17 protein-coding genes are annotated in these 19,047 nt (G+C 62.4%); 13 read left to right on the top strand and 4 right to left on the bottom strand.

The features are described from left to right. Positions 1-7: 7 nt before the first annotated feature. Together ACOI7Z_RS07715 and ACOI7Z_RS07720 are read right to left on the bottom strand one after the other, a co-directional pair. Entirely contained in the window at positions 8-880 is an 873-nt protein-coding gene (locus ACOI7Z_RS07715; RefSeq protein ID WP_086075385.1) for a phytanoyl-CoA dioxygenase family protein, read from the bottom strand. A gap of 26 nt (positions 881-906) precedes the next feature. Further along, positions 907-2,427: an amino acid ABC transporter permease/ATP-binding protein gene (locus ACOI7Z_RS07720; protein ID WP_023318097.1), complete on the bottom strand. Its 1,521-nt coding sequence runs from the start codon at positions 2,425-2,427 to the stop codon at positions 907-909. A gap of 488 nt (positions 2,428-2,915) precedes the next feature. Between ACOI7Z_RS07720 and ACOI7Z_RS07725 the strand changes: the two genes are divergently transcribed. The 7 genes from ACOI7Z_RS07725 (at position 2,916) to ACOI7Z_RS07755 (ending at position 9,400) form a co-directional block, all read left to right on the top strand. After that, positions 2,916-3,830, top strand: coding sequence for a LysR substrate-binding domain-containing protein (locus ACOI7Z_RS07725; RefSeq protein WP_023289442.1), 915 nt, complete (start codon positions 2,916-2,918; stop codon positions 3,828-3,830). Positions 3,831-4,000: 170 nt separating this feature from the next. Further along, positions 4,001-5,257: a flavin-containing monooxygenase gene (locus ACOI7Z_RS07730; RefSeq protein ID WP_023289443.1), complete on the top strand. Its 1,257-nt coding sequence runs from the start codon at positions 4,001-4,003 to the stop codon at positions 5,255-5,257. Positions 5,258-5,283: 26 nt separating this feature from the next. Next, positions 5,284-5,718, top strand: a complete 435-nt coding sequence (locus ACOI7Z_RS07735; protein ID WP_004190423.1) for a RidA family protein — start codon at positions 5,284-5,286, stop codon at positions 5,716-5,718. Continuing rightward, complete coding sequence (locus ACOI7Z_RS07740; protein ID WP_044522615.1) at positions 5,715-6,389, top strand: DUF1028 domain-containing protein; 675 nt, start codon at positions 5,715-5,717, stop codon at positions 6,387-6,389. The genes ACOI7Z_RS07735 and ACOI7Z_RS07740 overlap by 4 nt, the downstream gene beginning before the upstream one ends. Next, positions 6,367-7,551: an acetylornithine deacetylase gene (gene argE / locus ACOI7Z_RS07745; RefSeq protein WP_372405403.1), complete on the top strand. Its 1,185-nt coding sequence runs from the start codon at positions 6,367-6,369 to the stop codon at positions 7,549-7,551. Before ACOI7Z_RS07740 ends, argE begins: the two co-directional genes overlap by 23 nt. A gap of 24 nt (positions 7,552-7,575) precedes the next feature. Then, positions 7,576-8,394, top strand: a complete 819-nt coding sequence (locus ACOI7Z_RS07750) for a phytanoyl-CoA dioxygenase family protein (protein WP_087849848.1) — start codon at positions 7,576-7,578, stop codon at positions 8,392-8,394. 22 nt (positions 8,395-8,416) lie between these two features. Continuing rightward, a complete protein-coding gene (locus ACOI7Z_RS07755; RefSeq protein ID WP_072413118.1) occupies positions 8,417-9,400 on the top strand; it encodes a zinc-dependent alcohol dehydrogenase family protein in 984 nt (327 codons plus the stop codon). A gap of 2 nt (positions 9,401-9,402) precedes the next feature. On the opposite strand, the gene tynA is transcribed toward ACOI7Z_RS07755, so the two are convergent. Both tynA and paaZ read right to left on the bottom strand, forming a co-directional pair. After that, positions 9,403-11,670 (bottom strand): primary-amine oxidase, encoded by a 2,268-nt coding sequence (tynA, locus tag ACOI7Z_RS07760; protein ID WP_087849849.1) that lies wholly within the window; start codon positions 11,668-11,670, stop codon positions 9,403-9,405. Positions 11,671-12,372: 702 nt separating this feature from the next. After that, entirely contained in the window at positions 12,373-14,418 is a 2,046-nt protein-coding gene (gene paaZ / locus ACOI7Z_RS07765; protein WP_050534148.1) for a phenylacetic acid degradation bifunctional protein PaaZ, read from the bottom strand. Positions 14,419-14,704: 286 nt separating this feature from the next. Between paaZ and paaA the strand changes: the two genes are divergently transcribed. From paaA to paaF, 6 genes are read left to right on the top strand one after another with little or no spacing between them, the layout of a single operon-like run. After that, on the top strand, positions 14,705-15,634 hold the full coding sequence (gene paaA, locus ACOI7Z_RS07770) for a 1,2-phenylacetyl-CoA epoxidase subunit PaaA (protein ID WP_240513463.1): 930 nt from the start codon (positions 14,705-14,707) through the stop codon (positions 15,632-15,634). 11 nt (positions 15,635-15,645) lie between these two features. Continuing rightward, a complete protein-coding gene (gene paaB, locus ACOI7Z_RS07775) occupies positions 15,646-15,933 on the top strand; it encodes a 1,2-phenylacetyl-CoA epoxidase subunit PaaB (protein WP_023289451.1) in 288 nt (95 codons plus the stop codon). Between the two features lie 7 nt (positions 15,934-15,940). Beyond that, a complete protein-coding gene (paaC, locus tag ACOI7Z_RS07780) occupies positions 15,941-16,696 on the top strand; it encodes a 1,2-phenylacetyl-CoA epoxidase subunit PaaC (protein ID WP_087849852.1) in 756 nt (251 codons plus the stop codon). Positions 16,697-16,707: 11 nt separating this feature from the next. Continuing rightward, complete coding sequence (gene paaD, locus ACOI7Z_RS07785; RefSeq protein ID WP_023289453.1) at positions 16,708-17,205, top strand: 1,2-phenylacetyl-CoA epoxidase subunit PaaD; 498 nt, start codon at positions 16,708-16,710, stop codon at positions 17,203-17,205. Between the two features lie 7 nt (positions 17,206-17,212). Continuing rightward, positions 17,213-18,283, top strand: a complete 1,071-nt coding sequence (gene paaE, locus ACOI7Z_RS07790) for a 1,2-phenylacetyl-CoA epoxidase subunit PaaE (protein WP_087849853.1) — start codon at positions 17,213-17,215, stop codon at positions 18,281-18,283. Further along, positions 18,280-19,047 carry a 2,3-dehydroadipyl-CoA hydratase PaaF gene (paaF, locus tag ACOI7Z_RS07795; RefSeq protein WP_087849854.1) on the top strand — a complete coding sequence of 256 codons (768 nt, stop codon included), beginning with the start codon at positions 18,280-18,282 and terminating at the stop codon, positions 19,045-19,047. The genes paaE and paaF overlap by 4 nt, the downstream gene beginning before the upstream one ends.

Consider the following 19,047-nt stretch of genomic DNA (forward strand, 5'->3'; position numbering starts at 1 on the left):
GGGCGAATTACATGCTGGCGCGATCGGCACCGGCCTGCTGAACAAAAAACGAAGCGCCGCGCGGCTTCTGCGGCAGACGAAGCTGGTTATCGGTGCTGCGCACCAGACCGCTCTCTTCCCCGGCCACCAGCTGGCCGGCATGGCGGCTCGGCAGCGGGTTTTCGCCGTAGGGCAGCGCATCCTCGGCGGCGTAGACGCTGATGAACAGGGTGCGCGGCAGGGCGGTTTCGTTGGGGCTGGAGGCGTGCAGCAGGCGGGTATGCATAAAGCAGACTGAGCCCGCCGGGCCAAAACAGGCCTGCGGCTGCTGGCAGTGAGCCGTCACCACCTCGTCATCCACCGCTCCGGTGAAGCGACCCTCCTGCCAGTGGGACCACAGCGGCCCCTGATGGCTGCCCGGCACCACGTTGAGCGGGCCATTCTCCGGCGTCACCTCGCTGACCATCAGCAGGGCGGTGATGATGTCGTCATTACTGTGCGGGGTGAAGAGGAAATCCTGATGCCATTTCACCTCGGTGGCGGTGTGCGGCAGCTTGGAGTTAATTTTGCTGTGGTGAAAGCGGGTGCCGCTGCCGCCGATCAGCTGCGCGGCGATGGTCGCCATCCGCGAGTTGAGCGCAGTATGGCGATACGCTTCGGAGATCTCCGTCGGGGAGGCGACCCGGCGCAGCGACGGATGGTCGGGAGCATGGTCGCGTTCGATATCGAAGCGCGGCCGCCCGTCGAGGGTTTCCCCCCACGCCGACGCGTGGCGGCGGCTCTCCTCGACCCAGCCGTCAAAATCGCTCTGCAGAGTGGCGATGTCGGCGGCGGAAAGCACCCCTTCGACCACCAGATAACCCTGCTGATGAAACTGCTCAATTTGCCACTGCGCAATCATAGTTTTTCCTCTTCACGTCCCGATAGTTAAGCCAGAGAAACATCTTTCAGAAAGGCCTCGACCCGCGGGTGTTGCCCGCTGCGCATCGCCTGCGGCGTGTCATCGCACACCACCCGGCCTTTCTCCATAAACACGATCCGGTCAGACACTTTGAAGGCGAAGTTCATCTCGTGGGTGACGATGACCATCGTGATGCCTTCATGGGCCAGGGATTCGATAACCTGCAGCACCTCATTCACTTTTTCCGGATCCAGCGCCGAGGTGGGCTCATCGAACAGCATGATCTGCGGACGCATCATCAGGGCGCGGGCGATTGCCACTCGCTGCTGCTGACCGCCGGAGAGCTGGTGCGGATACTTCCAGGCGTGTTCCAGCATGCCCACCTTGTGCAGCAGCTCGCAGGCGTGCTGGCGCAGCTCCGCGTCGCTTGCCAGATGGTGATAGCGCGGGGCCAGCAGCAGATTGCCGAACACGGTCAGATGCGGGAACAGGTTGAAGCTCTGGAACACCATGCCGATATTCAGACGGTGTTCGGCATTCTCCATAAAGCGCGGCTTCTGCTGCCCCTGACGGTCGAGATGAATAAAGGGCTGGCCGTTAATCTGAATTTCGCCGTTGTCGATCTGCTCAAGACCGTTCAGCAGGCGAATGAGGGTGGTTTTTCCCGAGCCTGACGGGCCGATGACCGACACCACTTCGCCGGGCTGGATCTGCAGGCTCACCGCTCCCAGCACTTCGACGTTGTTGTAGGCCTTATGCAGCTTAGAGGCCTGCAGCGCCGGCTCCTGGCCCTGGGAGACGCTGCGCGCCATCGCCGGGCGGCGGGCGGTCGCCAACTGCTGCATCTCGGCATCCACCGGCCGGGCGGTGTCGCGTCGGGTGACATCGAGGTAGTTCTCCAGCCGTTTCAGCAGAAAATCGAACACCGTGACGATAAAGATGTAATAAAACGCCACGGCGGTCATGGTCTCCATGACCAGAAAGTTCTGCGAGTAGAGCTGCTGGCCAACCATCAATATTTCGGTCAGGGAGATCACCGACACCAGCGAACTGAGCTTCACGATGGCGATATACTCATTGGCCAGCGCCGGCAGGGCGACGCGCAGCGCCTGGGGAATGATCACCCGCCACTGGATCCCGGCGTAGCGCAAACCCAGGGCCCGCGCGGCTTCACTCTGCCCGCGGGGGATGGAAAGCAGCCCGCCGCGATGGATCTCGGCGATATAGGCTGCTTCGCTGAGGACCATCGCCAGCAGACCGGCCCAGAAGGGGTCGTTCAGCACCGGCGCGAAGGAGGGCAGCGCCTGCGGCATGTTGTAGACAAAAATCAGCAGGACCAGCAGCGGCATACTGCGAAATAACCAGATATACAGCCGGGCAGGGGTGGATAACCAGCCGCGCGGCGACTGTTTAGCCAGCGCCAGAATAAATCCGAGCACAATACTGCAGCCCCAGGTCAGCAGACTTAATTTAATGACGGTCCAGGTGGCCCACCAAAAATCGGCATCGCTGAGCAGGCTTAACATGTAGTTCCAGTTAAACGTCATGGGCTATTTCACTCGTCATAATTAACCTAAATGAAAGCGGCTCGGCTGTGCATTAATGGGGAGCCGCCGGTGTTCATCGTGCGAATACACTATGCTGGCAGGATGCTTTCAGAGGCAATTAGTAAATTTTTGGTCTTTAAGTTTAAAAAAACTATACAGCGTTATTAACGATATGGAATTTAAAGTGATTATCAGGACACTTTGCGTAAACAATTTAAAAACAATAGCTGTAATTTAATAACGCCATTTTATGCGGACAGGTTATTTTGCGCGAAACTGGGGCGACCGCTGCCTGCTCAATGTGCAGCGTGATGCATGATGGTGCAAACGGGGAAATAAACCGCGCCGGCGCGGGAGGAGAAAAAATAATATCGCCCCCTGGCGGGCAATGCGCCGCCATTCTTCGCGGGTGGCACGCGGATTGCTTGGGACTTAGAGGAAAACTATTCCCCGCGTGCGCCGGACCATATTTTATCAATGGTGATGCTATGAACCGATTTACCCTGAAGCAGCTCAAATATTTCGTCACCGTGGTGGAGACGGAGAGTATCGCCGAGGCCTCCCGCCAACTGCACATTGCGCAGCCGTCGATTTCCATTGCTATTAAGAATCTGGAGAGCACCTTCGACCAGCAGCTGTTTATTCGCCACCACGCGCAGGGCGTCTCGCTCACCTCCAGCGGTCGGCGGATCTACGATAAAGCGAAGGAGCTGCTGCGCCTGTCGTGGGAATTTGAGCAGAATTCGCGAGCGGATAAGGAGCTGGTTTCTGGCATGATCTCCATTGGTTGCTTTGAGTCGGTGGCCCCGCTGTATATGCCGAAGCTGGTGGCCGGGTTTAAGAAATGCTATCCGGAAATTACGCTGCATCTGTATGACGGCGAACAGCATGAGCTGATGCATGGCCTGCACCGCGGCCGCTTCGACCTGGCGCTGGTCTACGATCTGGAGCTCGGCCACTCGATCAATAAAGAGCGGCTTAATGCTCCGCATAAACCCTACGCGCTGCTGCCCGCCGCGCATCCGCTGGCGCAAAAGGCGCAGGTGACGCTGCAGGAGCTGAGTCGCGAGCCGATGATCCTCCTCGATGCGGTCCCGAGTAAAAATTATTTCATCTCCATCTTTAAGGAAAAGGGCTATCACCCGGAAGTGGCTTACAGCTCCCCCTCTATCGAAATGGTGCGCTGTATGGTCGGCCAGGGGCTCGGTTTTTCGGTGCTGGTCACCCGGCCCTGCTGCGATATGACCTACGATGGCGAAAGGGTGGTGCAGCGGGATATTGCCGACGACATGCCCGCCTCAACCTTAATTATGGCGCACCTCGCTAATAATGAGCCGACGCGGCCGACGCAACTGTTTATGGAATATTGTCGCAGTATCGAATTAACCCCCTCTCACGGCTGAAATAATGCCTGTCGATCCGGCAGGCGTTATTTTTTCTGTCGCCACTCAGCCTCGTAAAATTCTATTCAGTCGATCGTTTTATAATATTTTACCAATTCGTCACAGTTAAATAACCTGAAAGCCGTCAATTCCGGCGACCTCGTCGGCAACTGTGCTTGAAGGATAGAGAAATGACTGAACAGATAACCGAGATCGATACCCTGGTGGTCGGCGCGGGGCAGGCGGGCGTCGCCATGAGCGAGCATCTGACCCGGCTGGATATCCCCCATCTGGTGCTGGAGAAACAGGGTATTGCCCAGGCCTGGCGCAGCGGGCGCTGGGATTCGCTGGTGGCCAACGGCCCGGCCTGGCACGATCGGTTTCCGGGGATGGTGTTCCCTGACTGCCCGCCGGACAGCTTTGTCGGCAAAGAGCAGGTTGCGGACTATTTTGCCGCCTATGCCCGCAGCTTCAATGCGCCGATCCGCACCGGGGTGGAGGTGTACAGCGCCGAACGCCTCGCCGGGCGGCCGGGCTTTCGTGTCGACACCTCCGAGGGGGTTATTGAGGCGCAGCGGATCGTGGCGGCTACCGGACCCTTCCAGCGCCCGACGATCCCGGCCATCGCCCCGCAGAGTGAGGCTATTCAGCAGCTCCATTCGGCGCACTATTTTAATCCGCAGCAGCTGCCGGAGGGCGGCGTGCTGGTGGTGGGGGCCGGATCCTCCGGCGTGCAGATTGCCGATGAGCTACAGCGTGCCGGACGCGCGGTGTGGCTGTCGGTGGGGGCGCACGACCGGCCGCCGCGTCGCTATCGCCAGCGCGATTTTTGCTGGTGGCTCGGCGTGCTGGGGATGTGGGACGCTGCGGCCAATGCGCCGGGGAAAGAGCATGTCACTATCGCGGTGAGCGGCGCGCGCGGCGGCCATACCGTCGATTTTCGCCAGCTGGCGCATCAGGGGGTCACCCTGGTGGGGCAGACCCGCGGCTTTGACGGCGCCAGGGCGCTGTTCCACCCCGACCTGGCGGAGAATATCCGCCGCGGCGATGCCTCCTATCTTGCGCTGCTCGACGCCGCCGACGACTGGGTCGCGCGCAACGGTTTGGATCTGCCCGAAGAGCCCTCCGCCCGTGACTTTCTGCCCGACCCGGCCTGCGTCAGCGACCCGCTGCTTAGCCTCGACCTGGCCGAGGCCGGGATCGGCGCCATCATCTGGGCGACCGGGTATACCACCGATTATCGCTGGCTGAAGGTCAACGCCTTCGATGACGCGCAGCGGCCGCAGCATCACCGCGGCGTGTCGACGGAGCCGGGGGTCTATTTCCTCGGCCTGCCGTGGCTGTCGCGGCGCGGGTCCACCTTTATCTGGGGCGTCTGGCACGATGCCAAATATATTGCCGACCAGATCGCCATTCAGCGCCAGTATCAGCGCTACCAGCCGTCCTGATAACCGATTCCTGAAGGAGTGCTTTGATGCCAACCCATACCCGTATTCGCATGTTTAACACCAAAGAGACCTACCCGAACCAGGCGCTGAATAACGATCTGTGCCAGGCGGTGCGGGCGGGGAATACCGTCTACGTTCGCGGCCAGGTCGGCACCGATTTCGCCGGCAACCTGATCGGCCTCGGCGACCCGCGGGCCCAGGCGGAGCAGGCGATGAAGAATGTCGAACAGCTGCTGAAAGAGGCCGGCAGCGACCTCTCGCATATCGTCAAGACCACCACTTATCTGATCGACCCCCGCTATCGCGAGCCGGTCTATCAGGAGGTGGGCAAATGGTTGAAAGGGGTCTTCCCCATCTCCACCGGGGTGGTGGTGTCGGCCCTGGCGCAGCCGCAGTGGCTGATGGAGATTGACGTCACGGCGGTGATCCCCGACGACTGGCAGGGGGAGGCGGCAGAATGACCCTCTCCCTTACCGCCCGCTGCCCGGAAACGGGTCAGTTGGGCATCGCCATTAGTTCATCGAGCATGGCCGTCGGGTCGCGCTGTCCGTGGCTGCTGCCCGGCGTGGGGGCGGTTTCCAGCCAGAATATTACCCTGCCGTCGCTGGGGCCGCAGATCCTCAGCGCGATCGAGGCGGGGGCCAGCGTTGAGCAGGCCATGAAGCAGGCTCTGGCGGAGGATCGCTTCCGCGAATATCGCCAGGTCGCAGCGATTGACGCCAACGGCGACACAGCGGTGTTCAGCGGGGAGTTCACCCTCGGGATCGGCGGCGCCCTGGCGGGGGATAACTGCGTGGCGGCGGGCAATATGCTGGCCAGTCAGGGCGTGATCGCCGCGATGGTGGGCGCCTTTGAGGCCGCCACCGGTGAGCTGGCCAGCCGGCTGCTGGCCGGGCTGCGCGCCGGGATCGTCGCCGGGGGCGAGGCCGGCCCGGTCCACTCGGCGGCGGTGAAGGTGGTGGATGATTACCCGTGGCCGGTGGTCGACCTGCGCATTGACTGGGCGGAGGCGGATCCGCTGGCGGCCCTTGAGCAGCTGTGGCTGGCGTGGGAGCCGCAAATGGAGGCCTATATTACCCGGGCGCTCGACCCGCGCGAGGCGCCGGCCTATGGCGTGCCTGGCGATGAATAACACGCCGGGAGCGATCCTTGCCGCGCTGCTGGCCTTTGATACCACCAGCCGCCATTCGAACCTGGCGATGATCGACTGGATCGCCGATTTTCTCGCCGCCCGCGGCGTGACGTCCCGCCGCTTTTATGACCCGTCGGGCGGTAAGGCCAATCTCTACGCCCGCCTGGGGCCGTCCGGCGGCGGCGGGGTGATGCTCTCGGGCCACACCGACGTGGTCCCGGTGGACGGGCAGGACTGGAGCGTGCCGCCGTTTAGCCTGACCGAGCGCGATGGCCGCTACTACGGCCGCGGCAGCGCCGATATGAAGGGCTTTCTCGCCTGCGTGCTGGCGGCAGTGGATGACTTTCTGGCGGCGCCGCTGCGGATGCCATTGCATCTGGCCTTCTCCTATGATGAAGAGGTCGGCTGTCTCGGCGTGCGTAGCCTGGCGGCGTTTCTGCAGGCCTCGCCGGAGAAACCGGCGCTGTGCCTCATCGGCGAGCCGACGGAGATGCAGCCGGTGTTCGGTCATAAAGGCAAACTGGCCATGCGCTGCTGTATCGAGGGCCAGGCCTGCCATTCGGCCTATGCCCCACAGGGCGTGAACGCCATCCGCTACGCGGCCAGGCTGATTAATCGCCTGGATCGGCTGGGCGCGGGTCTGGCCCGGCAGCAGGACAGCCGCTTCTCGCCGCCCTTCAGCACCCTGCAGGTGGGCACCATTCAGGGCGGCGCCGCGCTGAACATCGTCCCGCAGTCCTGCCGCTTTGATTTTGAGATCCGCTACCTGCCGGGGATGCGTCCCGAAGCGGTCACCGAGGCGCTGGCGGCCTACGCCCGCCGCCGGCTGCTGCCGGAGATGCGCCGGGTCGGCGGTGAGAGCGACATCCAGTTTCAGCTGTTGAGCCACTACCCGCCGCTGCTCAGCGATCCGCAGTCCGACTTCGCCCGCTGGCTGGCGCAATGGTGCGGCAGCGATCGGTTTTCCACCGTGGCGTTCGGCACCGAAGGGGGGCTGTTCGATGAGATGGGCGTCGCGACCCTGGTCTGCGGGCCGGGCAGCATGGCCCAGGGCCATAAGGCCGATGAGTACATCAGCATCGACCAGACCGAACGCTGTATGACGATGCTGGGCCAGCTGTGCGCCTGGATGCGCGCCGAGCCCGCAGAACCGCTTACCTGATCCACCCACACAGGAACCCAAGCGATGCACAATCAACACTCTCCCCATATCGATCAAGCGACTGTCGACCGCTGGCAGGCGGATGGCGTGGTATTACTGAAGGGCGTTTTTACCCCCTGGGTTGAGCGCCTCGCCGAGGGGGCCACGGCGCTGATGGCCAGCCCCAGCGAATATGGTCATGCGCGCACGGTGATCCCCAAAGATGGCTCGCCGCCTTTCTTTCAGGATTACTGTAACTGGTCGCGGATCCCGGCGTTTAGCGAGTTTGTCTTCCAGTCGGCGGCCGCGGAGATCGCCGCGGCGCTGATGCAGTCGCAGACGGCGAAATTTTTCCATGAGCATACGCTGGTCAAACCCGCCGGAGGCAGCACGGTCACCCCCTGGCATCATGATCAGCCGTACTATTGCGTCTCCGGCCGGCAGAACGTCAGCTTCTGGATCCCGCTGGACCCGGTAGCGGAGGCCACCTCGCTGCGCTGCATTCGCGGGTCGCATCGCTGGGAGGCGGAGTACAGTCCCACTCGCTTCAATGGCACAAAGCTCTACGAGCACACCCGGTTCAGCGCGCTGCCGGATATCGACGCCCATGAGGATGAGTACGATATCGTCAGCTGGGCGCTGGAGCCGGGGGACGCGGTGGCCTTCCATTTTCGCACCGTCCATGGCGCCCGCGGCAACCCCGGGGCGCGGGCGCGACGGGTCTTCTCCGCCCGCTGGGTGGGGGATGACGCCGCGTTTGCCGACCGCGGCGGCGTGACCTCGCCGCCATTCCCCGAACTGACTCTGCGGGACGGCGACCCGCTGGATTCGCCACTGTTCCCCCAGGTCTGGCCACCGGCGTAAGCGGCTTCGGACGGGATCTGCTATGATCCCGCCTTTCGTTGTCTGGAGCCTGTCGATGTTCAATGACGCCATTGTTTATGACCGCTACGGTCCGCCGGCCGCGGTGCTATCGCTGAAACGCACCCCGCTGGCGCCGCTGGCCGGCGGACGGGTGCGGGTCAGGATGCGCTATGCCCCGGTGAATCCCTCAGATCTGATCCCCATTACCGGCGCCTATCGCCACCGTACCCGACTGCCGGCCGTGCCCGGCTACGAAGGCCTTGGCGAGGTGGTCGCCGCGCCGTTCGGCAGCCGACTGACCGCGGGCCAGCGGGTGCTGCCCCTGCGCGGGGGCGGCACCTGGCAGCGGTTTATCGATCTGGATGAGACCTGGCTGGTGCCGGTTCCCGCGGCGGTGGACGATCTGCTGGCCGCCCGCGGGTATATCAATCCGCTGACCGCGATGCTGATGCTCAGACGCTGGCCGGTTGCCGGGAAACAGATCGTGCTGACCGCCGCCGCCTCCTCTTGCGCCAGCCTGCTGGGGCAGTGGGCGCTGGCCATGGGCGCCCGTTCGGTAAGCGGTATTATTCGCTCGCCGCAGCATCGGGCGCGTCTGGAGCAGGCCGGGATCTATCCGATCCTCGAGGCCGACCGGGCGCTGGTGGAGAAGGTCAGCCAGCACAGCGATCTGGTGTTTGACGCGGTGGGCGGGGAGCTGGGGAACACGCTGTTGTCGGTGCTGCCCGCATCGTCGATCCTGATCTCCTATGGCTTATTATCCGGACGGCCGCTGATCCAGACGCGCGCCAGCGCGGCGGTGCGCAAGTTTCATCTGCGGGAGGCGCTGCCTGGCCTCAGCGTGGCGGCATGGCGGGCGGCGTTCGACGAAATCTGGCAACGGCTGCCGACGACCACGCAACCGCCGGCCCGGCGGGTGGCGTTGAACGACTGGCGGGAGGCGATTGCCGCCGCCGGCCAGCCGGGAAGAGGCGGTAAAATCCTGCTCGATTTCACCGTGGGTTAAGATTACTGTTTCTTCTCGCCGAGGGTCGGCGTTTCGTCAAAAAAGTTCCATGGCTTCAGCAGGGCGTGCGCCCATTCGGTGGGCATGATCGGCCACTCTTCAGCGCGCGCCACGTGGGTGGTGCCGGTGGTGATCCACACCACGTCATCCTGGTGCGCCAGCGACTCATCGTCCTTCGCATACTGGCCTAACCCGGTATCGTGAGCGGAGCGGTTGGGGTATTTGCCTTCCGGATAGCGTTCGCTCGGGTGGTAACGCGTCACCCACAGCTGTTTATCCATAAAGCTCAGACGATGGTAGATCCACTCGTCCGGGGCGAATTTTGCGCCGGTCGCCGCCGGATGGGTGCCGCCGGCGTAAGGGATGATCTGGTAAGAGACCGGGTTGCCCATGCGGTTCTCTTTGCTGGTGTTGCTCAGCAGGCGAATCGTGCCCGGGTCGAATTTCTGCGCCGCTTTCTGTTCGCTGTCGATCGTGTACTGATTCACCTGCATGGTGCTGGTGCGCGGGCCGCCGGCGGTGTTGGGCTTCACCTCCGGGTCCATCGCCACCAGGGTGTTGTTTTCGCCGTCCACGTCGAGGTCGAGGCGGAAGTTATAGATATGCTGGTGGGTGGTGCCGACAATATTATGGTCGATCAGCGTTCCGTAGCGGGTATCCTCTTTGGCGCTGGGGTCGTGCATGGTCTTCGCCAGCACGCCTTTCACCGCCTCAATCCCGGTGGCGCCGGCGTCGATACCGATGGTGCCGTTGTCGTGGAATACCCAGTCAAAGATATAGTCGTAGTTGCCGACGGTGCTGATCCAGCGCACCACCAGCTCCCGGCGCTCGGTACTGACGTTGGGCTTGCCCATCTCCAGGTGCTTATATTCCGGCCCGGCGTAGCGCTCGAAGATGGCGACAGCGTGCGGGATGGTGGTCGGCGCGCCAGTGTAGTCGGCGATGGTTTCATCCAGCAGCACCGCATTCGACGGCGCGTCTTTGCCGCGTACAATCGGCGAGGTCAGGGTGCCCATGCCGTAATCGCCGGAGTCCAGATAGGCTTTGAAATACCAGCCGACGTCCGGGTCGCCGTAGGGGACAATCATCCCGCCGAGGGAACCTTCATACATCACCTGGCGTTTTTTGCCGTTATCGTTATAGGTCACCGTCGAGAGGATGGGCCCGACGCGCGAGTTAAGCCGCAGGTGGAAATCCCAGTTCCGCCAGTGAATGGTATCCCCGGTAATGGTGTAGTTTTTGCCTTCCGGTTCAGTAATATCCAGCGGTTTCACCGCCGGGGCGTTGCGGTCCCGGCCATCATACGGCCGCGGTTCCATCGGCACCGGGATCACCGGGCCTTCCTCGATTTTGATGATTTTCTTCGCTTCCAGGTCGACCACCGCCACAAGGTTTTCAATCGGGTGCGCCCAGTAGTTGCCGTCGCCGGTATCGAGATAGCTGACCACCTTCAGCAGGCGCGCATCCTGCTGCAGGCCATCTTTGCCATCGAAGTAGCCGACGGTGAGCGGGGTGGTGACCACTTTTCCAGGATCGGTAATCCCGTGCTTTTTCAGCACCGCCGCGAATTCACTGCTGGCGTTGATGATGTTCTGCACGCTGGCGAAATCATCGAGCAGCACCATGCCGTGGGCGCCTTTGATCGGCGTCCATGAGAGGATTTTTTTGTGTTGCAGATCGACCACGGCCTCCATCACCTGTTTGCCATCCAGCATCACCACATCGGCAGTGCGCGGCGCATCCACTGGCGTACCCTGCAGGGCGAAGGCCCATACCGCCGCTTTATCCGGCTCATGCAGGGAAATTTCGCTAAACCGGGTATTAGGCTGGAATTCCGGCGCGGCTTTGACAATAGTCACCGCGTCGCTGATTTCCGCTGCCGAGAGCGAGTTTAATGGGTGAGGGCGCTTTTCCACCTGGAAGGTCTGGTCGAGACCGGACTGGAACACGTCGTTGATAAAGGTATCGGAGACCCAGGCTTTACCGTCCTTCATCACCACCGGCACCGGCAGATCAAGGGTTTTGCCGTTGACGATCGCGGTTTTAGCGCCAGGCTTCACTTTGACGTAAGCGCCGTCTTTTATCAGGGTAAACATTTGCGCATAGTCGTCCCACTGCACGTCAGCGCCAAACGCCTCCAGCGTTTTATCCAGTGGCACCATGTGCGCTTCGCTGCCGTGAGCGAAGACCGGGGATTGCCAGGCGCAAACCACCGCCACGGCCAGCGCCAGCGCGGTTTTACGAGGGGAAAATTTCAAGCCGTTTGCCATGATGACCTCATCTTATAGTTGTGTTGTCTTTTGCCGCTGCGAATGTCGGCTTTGTCACCCTTAAGCTACCAGCCCGCGGCGCCGGGGCGTTTGTTTGCTCTTGCCAGGTTATTTGTCAGGTTTGCCAGACGGACGTAAAAAATGCCTCCGCAGAGGCATGGAGCACGTGCGCCGATTTTATTGCCGGGTGGCGGCTGCGCCTTACCCGGCCTACCTGTCCGGGTCTGACTGCCAGTAGGCCCGCGCAAGCGCAGCGCCGCCGGGCAAGGACAGCGGGCACGTGCGCCGATTTTATTGCCGGGTGGCGGCTGCGCCTTACCCGGCCTACCTGTCCGGGTCTGACTGCCAGTATGCCCGCGCAAGCGCAGCGCCGCCGGGCAAGGACCGCGGGCACGGAGCCGATTTTGTGCCGGGTGGCGGCTGCGCCTTACCCGGCCTGGAGGGTTCGTGCGACCTGTCCTTGATTTACCCACTTGCGCGACTGAAACTGCCGGGGCTGGCCGGAGCCCGGGGGAACAGGGGGCGGCGGCGACGGGCCGCCGCCTGTGCGCTCCCTGCGCCGTAAGAGACATAACGCAGAGGACCAACCGGGAGCGCAAACTACGCTGAAGGCGCAGATAACATAAAGGACTTCCCGGGGCGAAACCGTTGCACACCGCTTGCAGTCTCAATGGCTCAAGGTTCGGCCAACAGATTCCGCCATTACGCCGGGAAATCCCCCTGCTGGCGCGCCACCAGGGTCAGAATGGAATACAGCGCCACCGCCTGCTGGTGCTGGTTGAAAATCTCCACCGCCCATTCCACCACGCCGGTAGCTTTCTCCTCGGCGCTACGCTGACGTTTAACGGTTTTCCGCTTACAGGTCAGACGCACCTGGATGGTGTCTCCCGGCTTGACCGGTTCAATAAAGCGCAGGTTTTCCATGCCGTAGTTAGCGATAACCGGCCCGACGCCGGCATCGACGAACAGACCGGCCGCCGCGGAGATCAGGAAATAACCGTGGACCACGCGCTCGCCGAAAATCGAGTCGGCGGCGGCGATTTTGTCCATGTGGGCGTAGAAATGGTCGCCGCTCAGACAGGCGAAGTTAACGATATCCGCTTCGGTCAGGGTCCGCCGCGGGGTCAGCAAACTGTCGCCGGGCTGGATCTCTTCGAAATATTTGCGGAACGGGTGAATGCGGTCTTCGCTCACCTGGGCGCCGCGCACCCACTGCTGGCCAATGGTCGCCAGCATCGTCGGGCTGCCCTGGACGGCGGTGCGCTGCATATAGTGTTTCACCGAACGCAGTCCGCCGAGCTCTTCGCCGCCGCCGGCGCGGCCGGGGCCGCCGTGCACCAGCTGCGGCAGCGGCGAACCGTGGCCGGTTGACTCGACCGAGGATGCCTCGTTCAGTATCTGAATACGGCCATGGGCGCGGGCGGCGCCGAGGATAAACTCGCGCGCCAGTTCGCCGCTGGCGGTGACCAGCGTTCCCGCCAGGCTGCCGCCGCCGGCGCGAGCCAGCGCCAGGGCATGCTGGCGATCCTGGTAGGGCATCAGGGTCGCCACCGGACCAAAGGCTTCAATGGCGTGAACCGCCGGGGTTTCATCCGGCTGCGCGCAGTAGAGCAGCGTCGGCGGGAAAAAGGCCCCGGCCGCGCTGAGGTCCGCCTGTCCGCCAAGCAGCGCTTCGCAGCCGGCGGCAATCAGTTTATTGACGCTCTCCTGAACGTCCTGACGCTGCTCGTGATTAACCAGCGCCCCCATCTTAATCCCTTCCTGCGCCGGGTCGCCGACGGTCACTTTATGCAGGCGGGCGATCAGGGCATCGCTAACCGCATTGATCTGCGCCAACGGGACGATGATGCGGCGGATAGCGGTACATTTTTGCCCGGCTTTCGCCGTCATCTCGCGGACCACTTCCCGGATAAACAGCGCGAACTCCGGCTGCTCCGGCGTGACGTCTTCGCCTAACACACAGCAGTTGAGCGAATCCGCTTCCATGGTAAAGGGAATCGATTTGGCCACCAGGTTGGGGTGCGACCGCAGCTGCTGGCCGGTGGCGGCTGAGCCGGTAAAGGTCACCACGTCCTGGCTGTCGAGATGGTCGAGCAGATCGCCCGCGCCGCCGCAAATCAGGCTGATGGCGCCTTCCGGCACCAGGCCGCTGTCGACAATCGCCTTCACCATGGCCTGGGTGAGCTGGGCGGTGGCGGTGGCCGGTTTAACGATCGCCGGCATGCCGGCCAGCCAGGTGGGGGCCAGTTTTTCCAGCATTCCCCAGCAGGGGAAGTTGAAGGCGTTGATATGCACAGCGACGCCTGATTTCGAGGTCAGCACGTGACGCGCGGCAAAACCGCCCTGTTTAGAGAGCGGGATCAGCTCGTCTTCCGGCCACAGGATATCGTCCGGCAGTTCGCGACTACCGAGCCCGGCATAGGTGAAAAGGGTGCCGATGCCGCCTTCGATATCCACCCAGCTGTCGGCGCGGGTGGCGCCGGTTTGCGCGGAAATCGCGTAGAACTGGTCTTTCTGCTCCAGCAGATGTTTCGCTACCGCTTTTAACATCGCGCTGCGTTCAATAAAGGTCATGGCTTGCAGAGCCTGACCGCCGCGCTCAATTGCGAAGCGGCGCGCCTGCGCCATATCCAGGCCTTCGCTGGTCACCTCCCACAGCGCCGCGCCGGTGATGGCGTGATGGATAGTACGGGCGCGGCCCCGGCCGGTCTGCCAGGCGCCGGATAAGTAGCTGGCTAACTGCTGCATCGCGAATCTCCAAATATGTTACGTGGAATGTCTATAAATAGTTCTTTTATGAATCATAAAATGCAAGCGCGTATTTAATAAATTATTAACATTGTGATCGCGATGACGTTATGTTTTCGGCCTAATTAACTGTATTTGTTGTGGTTTACAAAAGGTTTTGCGGAGGCTATCACAAAAAGAGCAAACAAAATTTGTGGTTTTCTTTAACCAATATGTAACCTTCAATAAACAAAGTGATTCACATAAACGATTATTGTGTGAATATCGGAATCATAAAGGTGATGACGTGACAGAAGAACAACGCTTTGACCAGCGCATCGCGCAGGAAACGGCCATCGAACCGCAGGACTGGATGCCGGATGCCTATCGTAAAACCCTGATCCGTCAGATTGGTCAGCATGCGCACTCGGAAATCGTCGGCATGCTGCCGGAAGGCAACTGGATCACCCGGGCGCCCACTCTGCGCCGCAAAGCGATCCTGCTGGCTAAAGTGCAGGATGAGGCCGGCCACGGGCTGTATCTCTATAGCGCCGCGGAAACCCTCGGCTGCGCGCGGGAAGATCTGTATCAGAAGATGCTCGACGGGCAGATGAAATACTCCTCCATTTTTAACTACCCGACGCTGAGCTGGGCCGATATCGGCGTGATCGGCTGGCTGGTCGATGGCGCGGCCATCGTCAACCAGGTGGCGCTGTGCCGGACGTCCTACGGCCCCTATGCCCGGGCGATGGTCAAAATCTGCAAAGAAGAGAGCTTTCACCAGCGCCAGGGATTCGAAGCCTGCATGGCGCTGGCGCAGGGTAATGACGCCCAGCGGCAGATGCTGCAGGACGCCATTAACCGCTTCTGGTGGCCGGCGCTGATGATGTTTGGCCCCAACGACGACAACTCGCCGAACAGCGCCCGCAGCATGGCGTGGAAAATCAAACTGCACTCCAACGACGAGCTGCGTCAACGCTTCGTCGACAACACCGTGCCGCAGGTGGAGATCCTCGGCATGACCGTCCCGGACCCGGAGTTGCACTTTGATGAAGCCAGCGGCCACTACCGCTTCGGCGAAATCGACTGGCAGGAGTTTAACGAGGTGATTAGCGGCCGTGGCGTGTGCAACCACGAGCGGCTGGCCACCAAGCGTAAGGCCTGGGAAGAGGGCGAGTGGGTTCGCGAAGCCGCGCTGGCCCATGCGCAAAAACTGCAGGCCCGCAGCGCGGCATAAGGAGAGACAACATGAGCAAAGTTTACTGGCCGTTATATGAAGTGTTCGTTCGCAGCAAACAGGGGCTTTCCCATCGTCACGTCGGCAGCCTGCATGCCGCCGACGATCAAATGGCGCTGGAGAACGCCCGCGACGCCTACACCCGCCGCAGCGAAGGCTGCTCCATTTGGGTGGTGAAGGCCAGCGAAATCGTCGCCTCGCAGCCGGAAGCGCGCGGCGAATTCTTCGACCCGGCGGAAAGCAAAGTCTACCGTCATCCGACCTTCTATACCGTGCCGGACGGCATGGAACACATGTGAGGCGGCGATGAATAACCCCAATCCTGTAGCCACCTACGCTCTGCGTCTTGGCGACAACGGCCTGGTGCTGGCCCAGCGCTTAGGCGCCTGGTGCGGCCATGCCCCGGAGCTGGAGATCGATCTCGCATTGGCCAATATCGGCCTCGATCTGCTTGGCCAGGCGCGCAACTTTTTGAGCTATGCCGCCGAGCTTAACGGCTGCGGCGATGAAGATACCCTGGCCTTTGGCCGCGATGAGCGCCAGTTCAGCAACCTGCTGCTGGTGGAGCAGCCGAACGGCAATTTTGCCGACACCATCGCCCGCCAGTTCTTTATCGACGTCTGGCACGTCGCCCTGTACAGCCGGCTGGTGAACAGCCGTGACGCGCAGCTGGCGGCCATTGCCGCCAAAGGGCTGAAAGAGGTGCGCTACCACCAGCGCTTCAGCCGCGGCTGGCTGGAGCGTCTTGGTCACGGCACCGAGGTTTCAAATCGCAAAATGCAGCAGGCGGTCGACAATCTGTGGCGCTTCACCGGCGAACTGTTCCTTGCCGATGACCTGGAGCTCAGCCTGGCCGGGGAGGGCATTGCGGTTGATCCGCGCGAGCTTCAGGCCGAATGGCAAAGCACCGTGCATACCGCGCTGCTTGACTCAGGCTTACCGGTCCCGCAGGAAGCGGCCTTTCGCAGCGGCGGCAAACAGGGGCTGCACAGTGAACATCTCGGCCCGCTGCTGGCGGAGATGCAATATCTGCAGCGTTCCCATCCCGGCCTGCAGTGGTAAGGGAGGGGACGATGCAACGTTTAGATGACATCGCTCCCGCCGAGGTGCGCGCCATCTGGGGAGTGTTAAGCGCGATCCCGGACCCGGAAGTGCCGGTACTCACCATCACCGACCTCGGCATGGTGCGCAGCGTCGCGCGCCACGGCGACGGCTGGGTGATTGGCTTTACCCCGACTTATTCAGGGTGCCCGGCGACGGAGCATCTGCTGAGCGAGATCCGCGCGGTGATGAGCGAGCATGGTTATCTGCCGGTCCACATCGTCCTGCAGCTGGACCCGCCGTGGACCACCGACTGGATGAGCCAGGAGGCCCGCGAGCGCCTGCGCCAGTACGGCATCAGCCCGCCGCAGGGGCACGCCTGCCACGCGGAAATGCCCGCCGAGGTGAGTTGTCCGCGCTGCGGCAGCACCCGCACCTCGCTGATTAGCGAATTCGGTTCCACGGCCTGCAAAGCGCTCTATCGCTGCGACAGCTGCCGGGAACCCTTTGATTACTTTAAATGTATTTGAGGTTGCCATGACGACGTTCCATGCGCTTAAGGTCGCGAGAGTCGAGCCGGAAACCCGCGATGCGGTGACCATTACGTTTGCGATTCCGCAAGCCCTGCAGGCGGAGTACTGCTTTCGTCCGGGCCAACATCTGACGCTGAAAGCCCGACTGGGCGGTGAAGAGCTGCGCCGCTGTTACTCCATCTGCCGCAGCCCTACGCCGGGAGAGATCAGCGTCGCGGTCAAAGCCATCGACGGCGGGCGCTTCTCGCGCTTCGCCCAGCACGCTATCCAGCAGGGGATGGAGCTGGAGGTAATGGTGCCGCAGGGGCATTTCGGCTATCAGCCGCAGGCTGAACGGCAGGGCGACTATCTGGCGATCGCCGCCGGCTCCGGGATCACGCCGATGATGGCGATCGTTAGCGCCACCCTGGCCACCGAGCCGCACAGCCGCTTCACGCTGATCTACGGCAACCGCAGCAGCCACAGCATGATGTTCCGCCAGGCGCTGGCCGATTTAAAAGACCGCTATCCGCAGCGCCTGCAGGTGGTGCATCTGTTCAGCCAGGAGTCGATGGACAGCGATCTGCTGCAGGGGCGCATCGATGGCGACAAACTGCGCCAGCTCGCGGACCATCTGCTGGATTTCAGCCGTTTCGACGAGGCCTTTATCTGCGGCCCGGCGACGATGATGGATGAGGCGGAAACGACCCTGCGCGAGCTCGGCGTGCCGGAGCACGCCATTCATCTCGAACGCTTCAATACGCCGGGCGGCAGCGTTAAGCGCGCCGCCGGGGTGCAGGCGGAAGGGCGCACGGTAACCATCCGCCAGGACGGGCGCGATCGGCTGATCGCCCTCAGCGCCGAAGACGACAGCATTCTGGATGCCGCATTGCGCCAGGGGGCAGACCTGCCGTTTGCCTGCAAGGGCGGGGTGTGCGCCACCTGTAAATGCAAAGTGCTGCGCGGCGAAGTGGCGATGGCCGCCAACTATTGCCTCGAAGCGGATGAGCTGGCGGCGGGTTACGTGCTGAGCTGCCAGGCGCTGCCCACCAGCGGCGACGTGGTGGTCGACTTTGACGCGCGGGGGATGGCATGAGCGAGCTGATGATCCACCGCCATGGCCGGGTGCTGCAGCTGACGCTCAACCGTCCGCAGGCCCGCAACGCGCTGAACAATGCCTTATTAACCCGGATTGCCGAGGCGCTGGAGGCTGCGGCCGCTGATGACAACGTCAGCGTCTGCGTCATCAGCGGCAATCCGCGCTTCTTTGCCGCCGGAGCCGACCTGAACGAGATGGCGGAGAAAGATCTCCCGGCGACTCTGGATGATATCCGCCCGCGGCTGTGGGCGCGTATCGATGCCTTCCCCAAACCGCTGATCGCCTCGGTCAACGGTTACGCCCTCGGCGCGGGCTGCGAGCTGGCCCTGCTGTGCGACCTGATTGTCGCCGGGGACAACGCCCGCTTTGGCCTGCCGGAAATTACCCTCGGCATCATGCCGGGCGCTGGCGGCACCCAGCGGCTGATCCGCAGCGTTGGCAAGGCGCTGGCCAGCCGGATGGTGCTGAGCGGCGAGAGTATTGACGGCCGTCAGGCGCAGCAGGCCGGACTGGTAAGCGATATCCATCCGGCGGCGTTAACCGATGAATATGCCCTGCAACTGGCGACCACCATCGCCCGCCACGCGCCGCTGGCGCTCCGGGCGGCGAAACAGTCGCTGCGCCTGTCGCAGGAGGTGAGCCTGCAGGCCGGTCTCCAGCAGGAGCGCCAGCTGTTCACCCTGCTGAGCGCCACCGAAGACCGCCGCGAAGGCATCGACGCCTTCTTACAAAAACGTACCCCGGACTTTAAAGGACGCTAA

The sequence above is a fragment of the Klebsiella sp. C283 genome (assembly GCF_048822555.1).
GTDB lineage: Bacteria > Pseudomonadota > Gammaproteobacteria > Enterobacterales > Enterobacteriaceae > Klebsiella > Klebsiella quasipneumoniae.